Source organism: Sporomusa aerivorans, from assembly GCF_041428895.1.
Lineage (GTDB): Bacteria > Bacillota > Negativicutes > Sporomusales > Sporomusaceae > Sporomusa > Sporomusa aerivorans.
In genome coordinates, this window is sequence record NZ_CP156926.1 from 2,740,152 (window position 1) to 2,759,810 (window position 19,659).

At 50.4% G+C, this 19,659-nt stretch carries 15 protein-coding genes; 10 read left to right on the plus strand and 5 right to left on the minus strand.

What is annotated here, in order from left to right:
* Window positions 1-54: 54 nt before the first annotated feature.
* The 3 genes from SATMO3_RS12860 to SATMO3_RS12870 all read right to left on the minus strand — a co-directional run bounded on the left by SATMO3_RS12860 (window position 55) and on the right by SATMO3_RS12870 (window position 2,428).
* Window positions 55-624, minus strand: a complete 570-nt coding sequence (locus tag SATMO3_RS12860) for a CBO0543 family protein (RefSeq protein WP_371381184.1) — start codon at window positions 622-624, stop codon at window positions 55-57.
* 30 nt (window positions 625-654) lie between these two features.
* A complete protein-coding gene (locus tag SATMO3_RS12865; protein WP_371381185.1) occupies window positions 655-1,209 on the minus strand; it encodes a CBO0543 family protein in 555 nt (184 codons plus the stop codon).
* 148 nt (window positions 1,210-1,357) lie between these two features.
* Entirely contained in the window at window positions 1,358-2,428 is a 1,071-nt protein-coding gene (locus SATMO3_RS12870) for a hypothetical protein (protein ID WP_371381186.1), read from the minus strand.
* A gap of 180 nt (window positions 2,429-2,608) precedes the next feature.
* Here SATMO3_RS12870 and SATMO3_RS12875 point away from each other — a divergent pair, with 180 nt between their 5' ends.
* Together SATMO3_RS12875 and SATMO3_RS12880 are read left to right on the plus strand one after the other, a co-directional pair.
* Window positions 2,609-3,640: an ROK family protein gene (locus tag SATMO3_RS12875; RefSeq protein WP_371381187.1), complete on the plus strand. Its 1,032-nt coding sequence runs from the start codon at window positions 2,609-2,611 to the stop codon at window positions 3,638-3,640.
* A 36-nt stretch (window positions 3,641-3,676) separates the two neighbouring features.
* Window positions 3,677-4,813, plus strand: a complete 1,137-nt coding sequence (locus SATMO3_RS12880) for an MFS transporter (RefSeq protein ID WP_371381188.1) — start codon at window positions 3,677-3,679, stop codon at window positions 4,811-4,813.
* A 206-nt stretch (window positions 4,814-5,019) separates the two neighbouring features.
* Here SATMO3_RS12880 and SATMO3_RS12885 read toward each other — a convergent pair whose 3' ends face one another.
* On the minus strand, window positions 5,020-5,826 hold the full coding sequence (locus tag SATMO3_RS12885; protein WP_371381189.1) for a nitroreductase family protein: 807 nt from the start codon (window positions 5,824-5,826) through the stop codon (window positions 5,020-5,022).
* 268 nt (window positions 5,827-6,094) lie between these two features.
* Here SATMO3_RS12885 and SATMO3_RS12890 point away from each other — a divergent pair, with 268 nt between their 5' ends.
* The gene (locus SATMO3_RS12890) at window positions 6,095-6,505 is read left to right on the plus strand and encodes a DUF2000 domain-containing protein (RefSeq protein ID WP_371381190.1); all 411 of its coding nucleotides are present in this window, start codon (window positions 6,095-6,097) and stop codon (window positions 6,503-6,505) included.
* 4 nt (window positions 6,506-6,509) lie between these two features.
* On the opposite strand, the gene SATMO3_RS12895 is transcribed toward SATMO3_RS12890, so the two are convergent.
* Entirely contained in the window at window positions 6,510-7,379 is an 870-nt protein-coding gene (locus SATMO3_RS12895; RefSeq protein ID WP_371381191.1) for a class I SAM-dependent methyltransferase, read from the minus strand.
* 263 nt (window positions 7,380-7,642) lie between these two features.
* Between SATMO3_RS12895 and SATMO3_RS12900 the strand changes: the two genes are divergently transcribed.
* From SATMO3_RS12900 to SATMO3_RS12930, 7 genes are all read left to right on the plus strand, one after another.
* Window positions 7,643-11,002, plus strand: coding sequence for a UvrD-helicase domain-containing protein (locus SATMO3_RS12900; RefSeq protein ID WP_371381192.1), 3,360 nt, complete (start codon window positions 7,643-7,645; stop codon window positions 11,000-11,002).
* A 143-nt stretch (window positions 11,003-11,145) separates the two neighbouring features.
* A complete protein-coding gene (pcrA, locus tag SATMO3_RS12905; protein WP_371381193.1) occupies window positions 11,146-13,368 on the plus strand; it encodes a DNA helicase PcrA in 2,223 nt (740 codons plus the stop codon).
* A gap of 24 nt (window positions 13,369-13,392) precedes the next feature.
* Window positions 13,393-15,423, plus strand: a complete 2,031-nt coding sequence (gene ligA / locus SATMO3_RS12910) for an NAD-dependent DNA ligase LigA (RefSeq protein ID WP_371381194.1) — start codon at window positions 13,393-13,395, stop codon at window positions 15,421-15,423.
* Window positions 15,424-15,481: 58 nt separating this feature from the next.
* The gene (gene gatC / locus SATMO3_RS12915) at window positions 15,482-15,772 is read left to right on the plus strand and encodes an Asp-tRNA(Asn)/Glu-tRNA(Gln) amidotransferase subunit GatC (RefSeq protein ID WP_371381195.1); all 291 of its coding nucleotides are present in this window, start codon (window positions 15,482-15,484) and stop codon (window positions 15,770-15,772) included.
* Between the two features lie 18 nt (window positions 15,773-15,790).
* Window positions 15,791-17,251 carry an Asp-tRNA(Asn)/Glu-tRNA(Gln) amidotransferase subunit GatA gene (gene gatA, locus SATMO3_RS12920; RefSeq protein WP_371381196.1) on the plus strand — a complete coding sequence of 487 codons (1,461 nt, stop codon included), beginning with the start codon at window positions 15,791-15,793 and terminating at the stop codon, window positions 17,249-17,251.
* 4 nt (window positions 17,252-17,255) lie between these two features.
* Complete coding sequence (gene gatB / locus SATMO3_RS12925; RefSeq protein WP_371381197.1) at window positions 17,256-18,698, plus strand: Asp-tRNA(Asn)/Glu-tRNA(Gln) amidotransferase subunit GatB; 1,443 nt, start codon at window positions 17,256-17,258, stop codon at window positions 18,696-18,698.
* 135 nt (window positions 18,699-18,833) lie between these two features.
* On the plus strand, window positions 18,834-19,550 hold the full coding sequence (locus tag SATMO3_RS12930) for a lysostaphin resistance A-like protein (RefSeq protein WP_371381198.1): 717 nt from the start codon (window positions 18,834-18,836) through the stop codon (window positions 19,548-19,550).
* Window positions 19,551-19,659 lie beyond the last annotated feature (109 nt).

Below are 19,659 nucleotides of genomic sequence, written 5' to 3' on the forward strand. Positions count from 1 at the left end.
CCTAAACTGCGTACTAGACAAAAAATCCGAAGCCTTGATCAGGCCTCGGATTTTTCATTGCAACTGGGGATTCTTGGCTTGTTCCGCAATGGTATAAATTTTAATAACCAACCACCGGATGAATAGTGCCATGATAATATAGACAGGAAAACCGTAGTAATATTTCCATTTAAGTAATTGGTAAAAGCCACCCCATACCAGTATAGGTTCTAAAACAAAGCAAAACACGGCCGCCATTAATATAGTAGCGTACAGGAAGCTTTTCCACGTCGGGCAATACTGGTAAATCAGGGAATAGATGACGGGCAGGCTGGCCAGGTCAACTGCGGTTAAAGGCGGAAAAATTGGGATTACATCAATGGGGTAATCCCACAAAACCAGTTCCTCGCCAAACTCATCCAGGACTAAGGTAATTATTGTAGTTAATCCACTATGCAGCATGATTTCCGGTAAGCGGATTTTATCGACCAGTTTACACCAGGTAAATATGGAGAAGACGAATAAGCCCAGCATAAGCCACCATTTAAAATGAAACACCTCATCCTGTAGCCACTGTTCTACGCGCAGGGTAGTTAATAATCTTTGCAGTTCCACAGCAGCCGCTGCCGTTGAATCCAAGATCAATATTATACGCCTCCTTGGAAGTGACTGCTTCTAGGCCTTTCCCGCAAGGGCGTAAACCTTGACAAGCAACCCTTTGATCAGCAAGGCAACAGCAATATATAGCAGAAAGCTATAATAATATTTCCAGTTAATTAACTGATAAAAATTACCATAAGAGAGGGATGGTTCAATAATAAAAGACAGCAAGGCGGCTGACATAAGACTGGCTCGAATATAGCTTCTCCAGGTAGTGAAATGTTGGTAAACAAGAGAAAATATCATGGGAAATAGCGCTAAATTAATAGCTGCTATGGCTGGGAAAATGGGAAATAAGTAAATAGGATAGTCCCATAAAATTAATTCTGCACCATATTCATCAATACCCATTATTATGATTGTTGTTAAAACTGCATACAGCGTAATTTCCGGCAGTCGTGTTTTGTCAAGCAGTTTCCACCAGCAGATTACGGCTAAAATAGACAAACTAAGCAAAAACCACCATTTAAGCTGGAAAGCATCCTCGCGCAGCCAGTTTTCGATATGGGTAGAAGTAAGCAGTTTCTGCATTTCCGACTCAAGCGGCATACCTGTTACGGCAAGTAGCATAGGCTCCCCCTTGCTTAAGAGATGTTTTACAGTTTATTATGCCACGAGGTCGGTTAACGCATCCGATAAATGATGGTTATCTAACGGAATTAGTCCCCGTCCTGAGGACGGGGACTAATTTTCAGTTCAACCTTATGTCAGGCTCCTATCAGGGAATAGTTAATAGAATAGTGGCTGCTGCGCCATTTGGTAAAGCGGCACTGGTACCCACACGGGTGATTTGTATCGATAACAGATCACATTGATTAACAACTAGGTTGGCAGTTGTGACTGCACAACAATTTGGCGGGTTTGGCCCTGCTACTGTTGCTCGTATTCCCGTAAGGACAGGAGTAACCCCGCAGTCTGTACTTCTAACTATCTCACCCGTTATTGACTGTCCCACATCCAAGGGCTCATCTCGGATACTAAAAACTAGGCCTGTAATGGTTGAAGTCTGTGGTATGAGTACGGTATTTCGAATAAAATTCGATGATGCGGTTCCGAGTCCCATGAAATCATTGTTGCTAATTGCGAGGCCTGAACCTAAATAAATCGTATTTTCGCCGGCCCCGGTAGAGCCAGTAGCCCCAGCAGCGCCAGTTTCCCCGGTAGCGCCGGTTGCCCCAGCAGCGCCAGTTTCCCCGGTAGCGCCGGTTGCCCCGGTAGCGCCGGTAGCCCCAGTTGCGCCAGTTAATCCTCTAGCGCCAGTAGCGCCAGTTTCCCCGGTAGCGCCGGTAGCCCCAGTTGCACCAGTTAATCCTCTAGCGCCGGTAGCGCCAGTTGCGCCAGTTTCCCCGGTAGCGCCGGTTGCCCCGGTAGCGCCGGTAGCCCCAGTTGCGCCAGTTAATCCTCTAGCGCCGGTAGCGCCAGTTGCGCCAGTTTCCCCGGTAGCGCCGGTATCCCCAGTAGCGCCGGTATCCCCAGTAGCGCCGGTATCCCCAGTTGCGCCAGTTAATCCTCTAGCGCCAGTAGCGCCAGTAGCGCCAGTTTCCCCGGTAGCGCCAGTAGCCCCAGTTGCGCCAGTTTCCCCGGTAGCGCCGGTATCCCCAGTTTCCCCAATTAATCCTGTAGCGCCGGTAGCGCCAGTTTCCCCAATTAATCCTGTAGCGCCAGTAGCCCCAGTAGCCCCTGTAGCCCCGGCGCCGGTATATCCATGCTCACAGGGGTTGCATTTCAGTAGTAATTCTAAGGCTTCTTTAAAACCAATTATTTTTGGACCTTCGAAATTATTTGACATACTATTTCTCCTTCCCATATCGCTGGGGGCGATTGTTATGCTTGACTTACTGGTTGACATAAAGGATTTTATATATCATATTCATATGAACAAAAAATGTTGCAAAAATTAAGGTGAAATGGTATTTTATAATAGTACTTTTAATAAGTATTTTAGAAAGTTGCATAAGGAGTACAAACTATGTTTCCGATAGTAAACAATACGATTAGAGTAAAGCAGATCAATGTTGAACTTGTTAAAACCGCATTGAGAGCTTTGTCATTTGGAACTAAATTAACTATAGCGAATGCAACCGGATTAAGTGTAGCAACGTGCGGCAACATTCTTAATGAATTATTAGAGCGGGGCGAGGTTATCGAAGCCGATTTAGAGCAGTCTAGTGGCGGCCGTCCGGCCCGGCGGTTTATCTACAATGTAAACTACGCTTATATTGCTTGTATTTATGTGGCTAAGGAAGGCGGTACTTGCAGAATCATACACGCGGTTACTAATTTAGCGGGTGAGATGATTGAGAAAGACTCGACAGAAGTAGAAAGCATCAACTATGAAACTATAGATAATCTGATTGCAAAACTAATTGGCAGCTACGGGAATATTAGGGCTGTTGGCTTTGGTATACCCGGAATTGTCCAAAATGGTGTGATTGGCGCCTGTGATATTGAAGAACTGAGCAATATTTTATTGGTCAGCCGGTTAAAAGCCAGCTATAACGTGAATTTTACAGTTGAAAATGATATGAATCTGACTACTTACGGTTTCTATAAGAAGCAAAACTATGGTGACGGCAAAACGGTTGCTGTTGTAACTTTTCCGCAGGATAATTGTGCCGGCGCAGGCATAATTGTTGATGGACATATAATTAAAGGCAATACAAATTTTGCCGGGGAAGTATCCTATTTGCCGCTTGATATTTCGCGGGAGGAGCAATTACAGCAGACAAGTTGCACGGAGTCTTTTTTTCCTGTAATGGTGAAGATCATAACCTCAATTATCGCGGTTATTAATCCGGAAACCATTGTAATAACAGGCGGGCTAATCCGTTCGGATATGCTGGACGCTCTTGCTGGCTCTTGCCGGAAAATAATACCCTGTGAGCATATGCCGCAGATAATTATCCGGGAGGATATGCAGGAGGATTATTTATACGGTTTGTTTTCCGTTACTTTAGAAAGCCTGAATTGTAATATACAAATGGTAGAAAAAAGAATTTAGCAATTAGTTCCCAAATAATTGATAGGCAGGATGAAAATGAGTAAAAGAAATGAGCCTGACTGGGCATCCATATCCACACGCGTGGCTTTTTTCATTGGCGGTTTTGGAATCTCTTCCTGGGCACCGCTTGTTCCCTATGCTAAAAGCCGTCTTGGTATCGATGAAGGAGTTCTGGGGCTGCTTTTGCTGTGCCTGGGCGCCGGATCTATTGTTACTATGCCTATTTCCGGAGCCTTTGCGGCACGTTTTGGCTGCCGGTTTATGATTACGGTGGCCAGTTTATTTATTGGTTTTTCTTTGCCGCTTTTGGCTACGGCGGAAACCATTACAGCGCTTATTGTTGCTCTGCTGGTCTTCGGCGCTGCTCTTGGGGCGATTGATGTGGCAATCAATATTCAGGCTGTAATTGTTGAGACGGCCAGTGGCAAAGCTTTAATGTCCGGCTTTCACGGATTCTGGAGTATTGGGGGGATTGCCGGGGCAGGATTTATCAGCGGCCTTCTCGGGAGCGGAATGTCACCCATGACCGCCGCGTTATGTGCTTCCGGTATAATTGCCATACTTGTAATTACATTCGGCAAGCATTTGCTGCCTTACGGGAGTAAAGCAAAGGATGCACCTTTGCTTGTTATGCCTAAGGGAATAGTGCTATTCATTGGCGCTTTATGTTTCATTGCTTTTCTTGCCGAGGGCGCGATACTGGATTGGAGTGCTTTGTTTTTAACCACCATGCGTAATGTCGATTTTGCTTATGCAGGGTTTGGTTACTCTCTGTTTGCTGTTACGATGACGTTAGGTCGGTTATGTGGCGACCGGGTGGTACAAAAATTTGGCGGCAGGAAGATACTTATTTTCGGCGGCGGCTGTGCGGCGGCTGGGTTAGCTCTGGCTATAATAATCCCCCATTGGCTAGCCGCATTTATTGGTTTTGGTCTTGTCGGCTTAGGGGCTTCCAATATTGTGCCGGTGCTATTTTCCGCGTTAGGCCGTCAGCAAGTAATGCCAGTCAACTTGGCAGTCTCGTCTGTCACGACGCTTGGTTATTCCGGTATACTAGCCGGGCCGGCGCTCGTAGGCTTTGTAGCGCATGCAACAAGTCTTGCCGTTGCTTTTACCGGGGTTGCCGCCCTGTTGCTGGTTATAACCGCCAGCTCGCGTGCAGTAATGAAATAATTAAGGTAACCAGGCCGGGAGAAATGCAGTAAAGCAGTTCTCTGCCCGCGGGAATATGGGGGTGGAACTGCTCTGCTGATACTCCTGTTTTTAGGCATTTTCAATCAATGTGTCTTTGGAATATAGCAGAAATAGACGGATGCTTACCCGCATCCGTCTATTTCTGTTCCTGGTCACCGCTTATGAGATTCTTTTCATACCAAGAACTACAACCAGGTTACCTCCTGCGGGTTCCGGTCAACAAACCTTTTGTAGCTGTATTGAGGATACCCGACCATGACGGCGCCGGTTATGACCTTATTTTCGGGAATATCAAACAACTTTAGCAAAGGATTATAGTTTGCTAAAGCGCACATCTCAAAAAGTCCTGCCCAGCAGGAACCTAGACCCAAAGCCGTTGCGAATAATTCAAGATATGCAAGCGAAAAAATTGTATTTTCCCGGCCGCGAGGAAAATTATTTTGCGTAGTACCTAAAATAAGATGGGGAGCTCCACGTAATATAGGATCTTTCCCTTTTTCTCTATAGGAGCGAATATGATAATCAAAGCTCCAGTGCGCCTGGGATTTACTCTGTTCTTCCATCCACGCTATTATTGCTTCAGTAGCTTTATGAAGAATCTTTGTATCCTCAACAATAGTATAAGATACACCCTGCCGATTACTGCCGGTAGGCGCAAAACGCGCAATTTCAACTAACTGCTGTAGTTTTTCCCGGGGTACGGGGATTGCTTTGTAGCGCCGAATAGAGCGGCGCGACTTAAGAAATTGCTGCGCTGTTTTTTCATCCAAAACCGGAAAATTTTCCAACGTTGCCTGATTTTCCAACGGGGCTTTCTGATTGTCAATTGCAGAATTGGGGCATATAGCTACACAATGCCCGCAAGCGATACAAGCGCCGGGAAAACCTGCCTCTATACCGTTTACTTCTTCAGTGAGAATTCCTACCGGACACACTTCTGTGCAAATGCCGCACTTGGTACACCGCTCTTTGTCTACTTCAATCAGCTTCATAGCCTGCACTCCTCTACCTATTATTTCCATGCATTCTTAGCTGTAATAATAAACATTCATATATCAGTTGGCAAGTACGCACTTTTTTGAAATATACTATCCAATTGTATACTGTAACAGAAACAGGGGACCGAGGCGCTACCTGCTTCTTGGGTAAAAGTAAAAAACGAAACAGCATCCCTGTCCCCGCGTTCTACGACCGTCAATTTTTTACAATACAGCCTGGCTGAGATCTGTTACTATGGCATGGAAAGGGAGGAGAGCAATTATGAAACTCGTTATGGTTATTGATAAGGAACTGCCTTTGGGCATGATTGCCAATACGGCGGCTGTATTAGGAATAAGTCTGAGCAAAATGTTTCAGAAGGATATTGTTGGGCCTGATGTAGAGGATGCCGACGGCAACACGCATATTGGCATTACCGCGCAGACAATCCCGATTCTAGGCGGCGGCAGGGAACAGATTAAAGAACTCCGGGACAGGCTGTTTGATACTGCTTTCGCCGATGTAACCACGATTGATTTCAGTGAGGTGGCCCAAAGAAGCCTGGAGTATGCTGATTATACCGGCGTGTTATCCCGTTTGTCCGGACCAGACCTGTATTACCTGGGGGTTTGCCTGTACGGGCCGAAAAAGAAGGTAAACAAACTGACCGGGAATATAGCGTTACTGCGATAGTTGTTTAAATGATCCGCGCATAGGCTATTCTTTCAAACTCAGCTACCGGTAAGTCCCGCTTTAACGGGTTTAAATAATTTTCCCGGTAATAGGAGGCAGTTATATCTTCAACAAGTGTAAGATTGAACTGTTGGAGAAAATCAGATAAACCGGATGGTTCCAGGCCAAAAATCCAGGCTTGGTCCTTTTCTTCGAAATACTGCAGTAGGTTATCTGCGCCCGGTATTGCAGAGGTCTTGTCTATCACACTTTTCAAGATATACGTAAATACCAGTATGCTGCCGGGAGAGGATTTTGCAATAAATGAGAGGGTGTTCTTTACCGCTTCGGCAGTGATATAGGGAGTGACTCCTTCCCAAATGAAAAAAATACGCTTAGCTAAGTCAAGCTCTGTAGCGCTTAGTGCTTCAGCAAGGGTCTGAATGTTAAAGTCAATGGGAATATAGGTGATATTTGCGGGTAATGCCCCCAAAAATTGTTTGAGTTTTTTCTTCTTTATATTCTGTATAGCCGGTAAGTCAATTTCGAGAATTTTTACCTTATTTATACCTGCTATTCTATAGGGGCGTGTGTCCAAACCCGCCCCCAGAATAACTATCTGGTCAATGCCAGCATCTATTGCGGCTTTGCATGAATCATCGATATATTTAGTCCTGCATAATAAAGAGCCCAGTACACCTTTGGCCGTAAGCTGGAATACCATAGTTTCCATGGCTCTGAAGATCTTAAAACTCAGAAGAAACAGGGTTAACTTACTGAAGAAAATCTTAATGACGGGATCAGCGAACAGGCGCAATTTTGGTGGCTGATACTGTTCCTGCAGTCGTGCAGAGGCCACTAGGAAGGCTGTTTTCCAGCTTTGGCTGCCTGGCATAGTTTTGGTGTCTCCTTTCTATAATTTAAAAAAGTATATGTTTAGCTATGTATGTAATTACATTAAATGGTGATATTTCCTTTATTTATATTATTAGAAACATGGAGACAGGGACGTTGTTTTTTTCGTTCTATTTTTCTTTATGCTCAAGACTAACCTTTTAGATCACCCGCTAAATATTTATGGATAATCTTTTTCACCGGAGGAATTTCTGTACCTTACTGAGAATGTAAAAGGTAAATTACAGAAAAACAGGTGGAATTATGAAATTTATCGCGGATTTTCACATACACTCCAAATACTCAAGAGCCACCAGCCGGGATTGCGTACCAGAAGTGCTTGACGTGTGGGCGCGGCGGAAAGGCATTCATGTGCTTGGTACCGGGGATTTTACGCATCCGGCCTGGCGGGCGGAGCTAAAGGAAAAGTTTATCCCGGCCGGTGAAGGCCTGTATACCCTTAAGAATGAGTTCCGGCAGGCGGACAATCTTGCCGGCGCTGATTTCAAGCCGCAGTTTGTTGTTTCCGGCGAGATCAGCTCAATCTACAAAAAGAACGGCAGGGTACGCAAGGTTCACAATCTGATCCTGCTGCCCGGGCTGGAACAGGCCGAAACAATAGCCCGCAGGCTGGAGGCCATCGGCAATCTACGCTCGGACGGCAGGCCGATACTGGGACTTGATAGCCGGGATCTATTGGAGATCGTTCTGGATGCCTGCCCTGAGGCTATTTTTATACCGGCCCACATCTGGACGCCGCATTTCTCACTGTTTGGCGCCTATTCCGGATTTGACGACATTACCGAGTGTTTTGGCGACCTTACCGGCTACATCTATGCCCTCGAAACCGGCCTGTCCTCCGATCCGCCCATGAACTGGCGTCTCTCGGCCCTGGACAACTATACGCTGGTATCCAACTCGGACGCCCATTCTCCGGCCAACCTGGCCAGAGAAGCCAATATTTTCGAAACCGGCCTTTCTTACCCATGCATGCTGCAGGCGTTAAAAAACCGCAGTACGCAGGAATTTGCCGGAACAATCGAGTTTTTTCCGGAAGAAGGCAAATATCATTACGACGGACACCGGCACTGCAAAGTGTGCTGGCAGCCGCCAGCCACCAGAGCGGCCGGCGGCATCTGCCCGGTATGCGGCGGCAGGCTGACCGTCGGCGTGCTGCACCGGGTGGAGGCCCTGGCCGACAGGGAGGAAGGCTTCAGGCCGCCGGCCGCCAAGCCTTTTACCAGTCTTGTCCCGCTGGCGGAGATTATCGCTTCTTCTCAGGGGACCACCGTCGCCAGTGTCAGGGTAAAGAAAAAATACGACCAACTGCTGCAGAATCTTGGCCCGGAGCTGTTTATTCTCCGGGAGGCGGCCTTGCCTGACATTGAATTAGTTGCCGGTCCCTGCATTGCCGAAGGCATCCGCCGGCTACGAGACGGAAAAATTGACATCCAGCCCGGCTTTGACGGTGAATACGGTAAAGTCAAGGTACTGGACCAAAGTGACATCGACAGGCTGTCCGGTCAAATGTGCTTTCTGACTGATCAGGTTTTAGCCGATACCGCTGCCTGCCAGCCGGTGGCAGATGTTGCTGAAGCTGCTGCCGGCCTGACGGCGCCGCTTAAAGAACCTGCACCGGTGCAGGCTGATGCCCGCTTGCCGGCAAGGAACGGACAGGCCGGTCAAGCCGCTGGAGCCGTCCTGCCTTATGGACTGAACAAAGAACAGTGGGAAGCTGTTGCGGCTCCTGATCAGGCCATAGCCGTCATTGCCGGGCCGGGAACCGGCAAGACCAAAACCCTGGTGAGCCGTATTGCCTATCTGGTAGAACAGTGCGGGGTACCGCCTGCAGAGATCACGGCCGTCACTTTTACCAATAAAGCGGCCCAGGAGATGAAGAGCCGCTTGGAGCAGCATTTCAAGAACAAGCGGCTGGTCAAGGCCATGACAATCGGCACGTTTCACTCCATCTGCCTGAAGCTGCTGAGCTTATGGCGCGGCAAAAATAATGTGACCATTATTGATGAGTATAATGTCCGTTCCATCGTCGAGGAACTGGTAAAGAGTATGAAGCTGGCCATTTCGCCCCGGGATGCCCTGAAGGAGATCGCGCTGCTGAAAAGCGGTGTACTAACGGCAGCTGAGACGGAAAAAAGCGATACGGCCGCCAGACTGTACACCGCCTACTGCGCACAGCTTAAGGGCTACGGCGTAATGGACTATGACGATATCCTCATGGAGGTGCTTCACCGGTTTGAAGATGTGAGCAGCGGAACTGAAACGGGGAGTGTGGCGCACGTCTGCTCCCACCTCTTAGTGGATGAATTTCAGGACATAAACAGCATTCAGTTTAATCTGATCAAAGCATGGGGCAAAAGTAGCGAGAGTATCTTTGTCATCGGTGATCCTGACCAGTCGATCTATGGTTTCCGGGGTTCAGATTTCCGCTATTTTGCCCGGTTTACCGCCGAGTTTCCTGCTATCCGGCAGGTTGAGCTGACGCAGAATTACCGGTCAACTCCGGAGGTTATTGCCGCCGCCCAGGCAGTAATCGCCAAAAAACAAGCAGGCGATAAGAGCTGCTTATTGGCAGCCAGCAGAGAGAGCGGCAGCAAAGTGCGGCTTATCGACAACCAGGATGAACTCGGCGAAGCGATTTTTGTCGCCAAGGAGATCAACCGTATGGTCGGCGGTATCGATATGCTTGACGCACACCTGCAGACGGCGGTTCGGAAGCTTAAGCCGGCGGACAGGCAAGCCCGCGGTTTTGCCGATATTGCCATCTTATACCGCACCAACCGCCAGGCCGATGTCCTGGAGCAATGCCTTTTACAGGAAGGAATTCCCTATGTGGTTGTCGGACGGGACGAGTTTCTGGCCGAAAAGCCGGTCCGCGAGACGCTGGCGTTTTTTAAGTTTTTACTTAACCCCGGCGATGTTACATCCCTGCTTACCTGCCTCAAAGCCAATAACATCTATACGCCCGAGCTCAATTTGAAAATTCTGGACAGTTATAATGCCGGTAAGAAAGACATTGCCGCCCTGGAAAAGCTGCTCGCGGCGACACCCTGGCCGCTCAATAAACCAGGCGACCCGCAGGCGTTTATAACCCTGTTAAAGAAATATGAACCTCTTATCCAGAAAGAGCAACCGGGAAAAATTATGGATGCCTGGATCAGTGACAACCACCTGGCCGGCATAAAGTGCCTGGAGTTGCTTGTACATACAGCGGTTGCGCACAAGGACCTGGCGGCCTTTATCCAGAACCTCATGCTGGGCCGGGAAAGTGATGTCGTCCGCAGCAGCAGTAAGGTCTATTCGTCAGATGCCGTCACCCTGATGACCATGCATGCGGCCAAAGGCCTGGAGTTCCCGGTTACATTTATTTGCGGCGTAAACGATGGCCTGATTCCCTTGCGAAACGGTATAGCCGAATTGGATATGGCTGAGGAGCGGCGGCTCTTCTATGTCGGCATGACCAGGGCCCGGGATGAACTGATCCTCTTAACAGGCCGCAGCCCATCGCCGTTTGTCGCCGATATTCCCCGGGAGCAGCTTATTTGTGAGCAGGCTTTTAAACCAAGGCCGGGTTCTCAATATAAGCAGGCCTGTCTTTTTGATTAATTAACTGCTGAATATGATACGCATTACCAGGGCCTGCCGGTGCAGGCCCTATATTTTTCTTCAGGCTGCGACAGGAAAAGGGAAAAGTATGGAGAAAATAAATATGTTTGACCCTACACCCTACTGAACATTGGGAGGAAGCTATGAATAACCTATTTGACCGCTTGAACCCGGCGCAGCAGGAAGCTGTTGCCCATACTAACGGTCCGCTCTTAATTATGGCCGGGGCCGGTTCCGGCAAAACCAAGGTGCTGACAAGCCGGATCGCCAATCTCCTGGCCCAGGGAGTGGCGCCGTATAATATTCTGGCCATAACGTTTACCAATAAAGCAGCGGCCGAAATGAAAGAACGGGTGGCCGGCATGGTCGGGCTGGTGGCCAAAGATCTGTGGCTCAGTACCTTTCATGCCTTCTGCGCCAAGTTTCTGCGGATGGAGATTGAGAACCTCGGCGGGTATACGCACAATTTTGTTATTTATGATGCCAGTGATTCCCAGTCGCTTGTTAAAGCCTGTCTGAAAGAGCTCAATCTGGACGAAAAACAGTTTACGCCGAGTGGTGTGCAGTCCACCATCTCCAATGCCAAAAACGCACTGCAGGATGTGCGGGCTTTTACTTCGCAGGCCGACAACTTCTATAATCTGCGGGTGGCCGAGGTGTATAAACTTTACCAGAACAAACTCAGGACCCATAATGCCCTGGATTTTGACGACCTATTGATGCTGTCAGTGGAACTCTTGGAATATAATGCCATGGTGCGGGAAAAATATCAGAATAAATTTCACTATATTCTGATCGACGAGTATCAGGATACCAACCGGGCCCAGTACCTGCTGGCCCGTACGCTGGCCGCCAAGCACCGCAATATCTGTGTCGTAGGCGATGTTGACCAGAGTATCTACGCCTGGCGGGGCGCCGATATCCAAAATATCCTTGACTTTGAAAGCGACTATCCCGACGCCAAGGTCATCAAGCTCGAGCAAAACTATCGATCCACCCAGACCATTCTGGATGCCGCCAATGCCGTTATTGAGAATAACTGCAACCGCAAGCCCAAATCGCTGTGGACCGACAATGTGGCCGGGGAAACCATCACCCATTACCTGGCGATGGATGAACGGGACGAAGCCCGCTATATTACCGACAATATTGTCAAGCTTAATACCGTGTATCGCACGCCATATAAAAATATTGCCATTCTCTACCGGACCAACGCCCAGTCGCGGGTTTTGGAAGAAGGGCTGCGCAACGCCGCCATCCCCTATACCATGGTCGGAGGTCTCCGGTTCTATGACCGTAAAGAAATTAAAGACATTATGGCCTATATCAAGGTTCTCTTTAACCCGGCCGATGCCATCAGTCTACTGAGAATTATCAACGTGCCCCGCCGGGGCATTGGTGATACTACCATCGGCCGCTTGAACGAATATGCGGCCCAGAACAATGTACCTTTATTCGATGCCGTATCCAATCCCGATCTGGTGCCGGGACTGACGGCGCGTGCCAGGCATCAGCTCGAAGCGCTGGCCGAACTAATCTTTAATCTGATATCCTGCATGAGTACCTTGCCGATTGCTGAACTGGTGAATAAAGTTATGCGTGACTCCGGCTATCTGGCCGAACTGGAAGCCGATAGCGACCCGTTGGCTCCTAACCGTATTGAAAACCTGAAAGAACTTGTCAGTGACGCCAAGAAGTTTGCCGAGACAGAAGTGGAAAACACGCTCGAAGACTTTTTGAGCCGGGTATCCCTCCTGACAGATCTTGACAACGCCGAGACTTCGGATGATAAAGTTACCCTGATGACGCTGCACTCGGCCAAAGGCCTGGAGTTTCCGGTCGTTTTTCTGGCCGGTCTGGAGGAAGGAATTTTCCCCCATGTCCGCACGCTCATGGATGAACGGGAGATTGAGGAAGAACGCCGTCTGTGCTATGTCGGTATCACCCGGGCGGAGCACAAGCTCTATATCAGCAATGCGCACCACCGCATGATTTACGGCAATACCGTCAGTTATGCACCTTCGCGTTTCCTGGATGAAATTCCAGCAGATCTTATCGAACGCTATGCCCCTAAGCGGCCATCCTTTTTACCGCCCGTCCAGGGCAACCGGCCAGGAGCCGTCAGTATCCCGCCGCGGGCCGTACCTAAGCCGGAACTGACCGTCTTAAAGAGTCCGGTGCAGAATCCGGCTAATCCCAAGGAAATGAACTGGAAAGCCGGGGAAAAGGTGTATCACGCCAAATGGGGCACCGGCACCGTTGTTGCCGTGACCGGCAGTGGTCCCAATATGCAGCTTAGCATCGCCTTTCCTAATGAAGGCATTAAAAAACTGCTGGCCCAGGCGGCGCCAATCAGTAAAGTCTAATTTATATTTCGGGGGTTACATTGTATGAACAACGCGCTACCGGACACTCTGTCGGCTGCCGCCCAGGAAATCGAACATTTAAGAAAGACCATTCACTATCATAACCACCGCTACTATGTACTGGACGATCCCGAACTGAGCGACCGGGAATTTGATAAGCTCTTAAGGCGTCTCATTGACCTGGAAACGGCCTATCCCTCGCTGATTACCCCCGACTCGCCCAGCCAGCGAGTGGGCGGCTCCCCGGCCGACGGTTTTGATCGGGTGGTTCACCTAACCCCCCTCTTAAGTTTGGGCAATGCCTTTTCCCGTGAAGAATTAAGGGCTTTTGACGCCCGGGTTAAAAGCGGGCTTGACAAGAACCAGGTAGAATACGTTGTTGAACTTAAGATAGACGGTCTGGCCATGAATCTTGTCTATGAGAACGGCCGGCTGACCCGGGGCGCTACCCGGGGAGACGGCACCTACGGCGAGGATGTGACCACCAATCTCCGGACTATCCGGTCGGTGCCCCTGGTTCTGAGTGAAACCGGCGGCATTCCGCCGCTTTTGGAAGTGCGCGGGGAAGTATATTTGCCCAGAAAGGAATTTGACCGGCTCAATAAACTGCGGGAAGCCGCCGGCGAGCCGCTGATGGCCAACCCCCGCAATGCGGCCGCCGGCTCTATCCGTCAGCTTGATCCCAAGATCACGGCCGAACGGGCGCTGGCGATCTTCATGCACGGTCTGGGAACGGAAGAAGGTCTGGGGGTGACCACCCATGCGGCCATGCTGGAGAAACTCAAAGCGCTGGGCTTTAAAATCAATCCCCATTACCGGCTGTTTGACGACATTGAGGCTGTCGCAGAATACTGTGAAAGCTGGGCGGAAAAACGGGTAGACCTGCCTTATGACATTGACGGCCTGGTCATTAAGGTTAATAACTTAGCCCACCAGCACGCTTTAGGCTCAACCGCCAAAGACCCACGCTGGGCCATTGCCTACAAGTTTCCCGCCGAACAGGCAGCTACCGTGGTGGAAGATATCTTTGTCCGGGTGGGGCGCACCGGTGCTTTGACACCGACAGCCATACTCAGGCCCGTCCGCCTGGCCGGCAGCACGGTCAGCCGGGCCACGCTGCACAATGCCGACTTTATTGAAGAAAAGGATATTCGCATTGGCGATACCGTCATTGTTCATAAAGCCGGAGAGATCATTCCGGAAGTAATTTCGGTTGTTGAGAACCGCCGAACTGGCAGCGAGCAGCCTTTTGTCATGCCGACTGACTGTCCGGAATGCGGGAAGCCTATTGTGCGTGAGGCCGGCGAGGTCGCCCATAAATGCATCAATCCTCATTGCCCGGCGCTCCTACGGGAAGGACTCATTCATTTTGTTTCCCGTGATGCGATGAATATTGACGGGCTGGGTCCGGCCGTTATCACCAGCCTGCTGGACGCCGGCCTCATTAACGATGCAGCCGATCTCTACCTGCTGAAAAGTGATACCCTGGCGGGCCGTGAACGGATGGGGGAAAAATCTGCTGCCAATCTGGTAGCGGCTGTTGCCGCCAGCAAAGAGGCCGGTCTGGCCCGGGCGCTGTTTGCCTTAGGCATTCGCTATGTCGGCGCCAAGGCCTCGGCTGTTCTGGCCAGGCAGTATGGCGATATCGACAAGCTGGCCGTCGCCAGCACCGAAGAATTAATGACAATTGACGAAATCGGCCCCAAAATTGCCGAAAGTTTGGCCGGCTGGTTTGCCGAGCCGGATAATCTGGCCTATATTGCCAAGCTCAAAGCCGTTGGCGTCAAATTGACCGAGGAGCGCCAGGAGCCGGTAAGTCAGGAGCTGGCCGGCAAGACCTTTGTGCTGACAGGTACACTGTCCATGCCACGCAAAGAAGCCGAGGCCCTGATCGCTGCCTGTGGCGGTAAGATTTCCTCCTCGGTCAGCAAGAAGACCAGTTATGTGGTGGCTGGCGAGGAAGCCGGCAGCAAGTTGGACAAAGCCCAGGAATTAGGTGTTCCGGTATTGAATGAAGAAGAGTTCCGGGTGCTGGTGCAAACGCCTGAGGCATGATATAATATCTGTTATTATTGAAAATACTGGCACATTTTGCCTTTGGGAAGGTGATCTGATGAAAATTACCCGCCAAGATGTTGAAAACGTGGCTCTTTTGTCACGGCTGGAGATGACAAAAGAAGAACTGGACGCCTATGCCGGACAGCTTAATGCCATCCTGGAGTATGCCGACGTTCTTAATAAATTAAATACCAAAGACGTTGAGCCGACAGCTCACGTACTGCCGTTAAAGAATGTTATGCGGCCTGATGCGGTTAAGCCTTCACTGCCGCGGGAACTGGCGCTTTCTAATGCGCCGGAGGCCGAGGACGGCTATTTCAAAGTACCCAAGATTATGGAAGGGTAGAGGATGGGAGGTCAACAAGTGGAACTATTCAAGAAACCTATTCATGCCTTGCATGAACTGCTGGTAAAAAAAGAAATATCGGCTGTGGAACTGGCCAAGGACATCTTTACCAGAACCGATGCCGTTGAGCCCAAGATACGCTCCTACATAACCGAAACCAGAGACCTGGCGCTGGCCCAGGCCGCCCGCGTCGATGAGAAGATTGCCCGGGGCGAAGCCCTTGCACCGCTGGCCGGCATTCCCGGCGCTCTTAAAGACAATATTTGCACCAAGGGCATTAAGACGACCTGTGCCTCCAAAATACTGGCCAATTTCGTTCCGCCATATGATGCCACCGTTGTGGACAGGCTGGCAGTCCAGGACGCAGTCATTACCGGTAAAGCCAACTGCGACGAATTTGCCATGGGCGGCTCCACCGAAAACTCCGGCTTCTTTATTACCCGCAACCCCTGGGACACCGAGCGGGTTCCAGGCGGTTCAAGCGGCGGTTCGGCTTCGTCGGTAGCTGCCGGTGAAGCTATCTGGGCGCTCGGTTCCGACACCGGCGGTTCTATCCGCCAGCCGGCCGCTTATTGCGGCAATGTCGGCCTCAAACCAACCTATGGACGGGTATCCCGTTACGGTCTGGTAGCTTACGCCTCTTCGCTTGATCAGATCGGGCCCATCACCCGGGATGTTACCGACAGCGCCCTGGTCTTAAATGCCATCGCCGGGCATGATGCCAAGGACTCGACATCTGTCAACGAGGCTGCTCCAGACTATACCAAAGCCCTTGTGAACGATGTCAAAGGTCTTAAAATCGGCCTGCCCAAAGAATATTTCGCCGCCGGCATCCAGCCGGAAGTCGCCGAGGCCATTGATAAAGCCGTTAAACAGCTTGTGGCCATGGGCGCCGAAGTGAAGGAAGTATCATTGCCGCACACCGAATATGCCTTGCCGGCTTACTACCTTATCGCACCGGCAGAAGCCAGCTCCAACCTGGCCCGCTATGACGGCGTAGGCTTCGGCCACCGGGCCGAGGGCACCGATATTATTGATATGTACAAAAAGACCCGCAGTGAAGGCTTTGGCCCGGAAGTCAAGCGCCGGATCATGCTTGGCACCTATGCCTTAAGCTCGGGTTACTATGATGCCTATTATCTCAAAGCCCTGCAGGTGCGCACCCTGGTTAAACAGGATTTTGACAAGGCCTTTACCGAAGTTGACGTCCTGATTACGCCGACTGCGCCAACAACTGCTTTTAAAATTGGTGAGCTGAGCGATCCCTTAGCCATGTATCTGCAGGATATCTGCACCATTCCCATCAACCTGGCCGGTCTGCCCGGAATCTCGCTGCCCTGCGGCTTTGCCCATGGCCTGCCGGTAGGCATGCAGATTATCGGCAAACCGCTGGCAGAGGCTACTATTATTCAGGCGGCTTACGCCTTCGAACAGGCCAACGATTATCATACGCGTTTTGCGCCGCTGGGGGAGGTTTAACGCCATGAAATATGAAACAGTCATTGGACTTGAAGTCCATTCCGAACTAAAAACCGAATCAAAGATTTTCTGCGGCTGCAGCACCAAATTCGGTTCTGATCAAAATACCAATGTTTGTCCGGTCTGCTTAGGCTTGCCGGGCGTGCTGCCGGTCATCAACGAAAAGGTCGTGGAATTTGCCGTCAGAGCCGGCCTGGCCTTAAACTGCCAAATTCTGCCCTTCAGCAAATTTGACCGTAAGAATTACTATTACCCCGACCTGCCTAAGAACTATCAGACATCCCAGTATGACCTGCCGATTGCTGTCAACGGGTACCTGGATATTGAGGTCGACGGCCAAACCAAACGCATTGGCATCACCCGTGTCCATATGGAGGAAGACGCCGGCAAGCTGGTGCACTCCGGCACCATCAGCAATAGTGAATATGCGCTGGTCGACTACAACCGTACCGGCGTGCCGCTGATTGAAATTGTATCCGAGCCTGACCTCAGATCACCGGAAGAGGCTAAAGCGTATCTGGAAAAAATGAAAGCCATTCTCCAATACATTGACGTGTCCGACTGCAAGATGGAAGAGGGCAGCCTGCGCTGCGATGCCAACATTTCGCTGCGTCCGGCCGGCACTGAGCCGTTCGGTACCAAAGCCGAGCTCAAGAACCTCAATTCCTTCCGCTCGGTGCAGCGTGGTCTGGAGTATGAAGTAGAACGCCAAACCCAGGTGCTGGAGGAAGGCGGCCGCGTCATCCAGGAAACCCGTTCCTGGGATGAGAACAAAGGCGTGACCCTGTCCATGCGCAGCAAGGAGCAGGCCCATGACTACCGCTATTTCCCTGAGCCAGAGCTGGTTCCCATTGTCGTTGATCCTGCCAGGGTAGAAAGCATTCGCGTCAGCCTGCCTGAACTGCCGGATGCCCGCAAGGCCAGACTGATGGCCGACTACGGCTTGTCGGCCTATGATGCCGAAACCATTACCGTCAGCCGGGCTATGGCCGATTACTATGATGCGGCCGTCAAAGCCGGCGCCGAAGCTAAAGCCGCCGCTAACTGGCTGATGGGGGATGTCTCCAAGCACCTGAACGCCGCCAATGCCTCCATCGAATCCTGCCCGGTTTCGCCTGCTCAGCTGGCCGGTCTCATTGCTCTCATCAATAAGGGTACCATCTCCGGTAAGATTGCCAAGACGGTGTTTGAGGGTATGTGGTCCAGCGGTAAGGATGCCGAAGCCATTGTCAAAGAGCAAGGCCTGGTTCAAATCAGTGACGAAGGCGCCATTGTCGCCATAGTCGACGGCGTTATTGCCGCCAGTCCGCAATCGGTCGCCGATTTTAAAGCCGGCAAAGAAAAAGCCATTGGCTTCCTGGTCGGCCAGGTCATGAAGCAAAGCAAGGGTCGCGCCAACCCTGAACTTGTCAACAAATTGTTGAAGGAACGGCTGGCTTTACTATAGGAAAGCCAATAAAGATAATGTCCCGCCTGTACATCTTTATTGACTGCTATACTATAAACTAACACATAAATTCCCAGACAGGGCGCGTGATTTGCGCCCTGTTTTTTTGCATGAAAGAGTGTTGGCGCGCACATAATGGTATTGATACGCCGGAAAAAAGAGGTCAAAAAAGCCATGTTAAAAGCTACCTGGGATTTGCGTTCAGTACTATCTATCCACATTCTGCGCCTGGTTGCCGGCATACTGGTTGTGCGCCTCATATACCCCCTGTTTTTTACCGCCAGTTCGTTTATCATCGAATTAACCGACAGGCTCATCGTGTTGGCCTTGGTAGTATGGAAGGTCCGTGACACGCAGGGTAGCTGGCGAGAGTTGGGGCTCTCACCGCGCAACTGGGGCGCTAATGTCATGAAAGGCCTGGCCGGCGGTGTCGCACTGCTCCTGGTCAGTCTGTACAGTGAACGCCTCTATACTACCTTACTGCTGGTGGAACCGACCCAGCACCCGCTTGTGGCCCAGGTGCAGGCAGCCATCTCCTGGGAGCAACTCATTATACCGTTGTTTCTCGCCGGAATTGCTGCGCCGGTAACAGAGGAAATGCTGTACCGGCTCTTTACATTTTTGCCGCTCAAGGATAGATGGGGCCTGTGGGGCGGAGCCTTGGCCAGCGCCAGTATTTTTGCCCTTTTTCACTTCAATGCCTATTGGCTGGTGGAAATGATTATTGTCGGCATCGGTTTCGCTCTGCTGTATTACTGGACCGGCTCGCTTTTAACCGCGATAACGGCCCACTCGTTTATTAATACCAGTAAAATCATCATGATGTATCTGGGGGTTCCGCTGGTGCAGTGACAAGCTTAAATCGGCAGGATAAGAACCAGAATAGCAGGAATTTTTTTATGAGACAGAGAACCCATCTATGTGGAAAAATTTGCATAGATGGAGTGATAACGAATGAGTA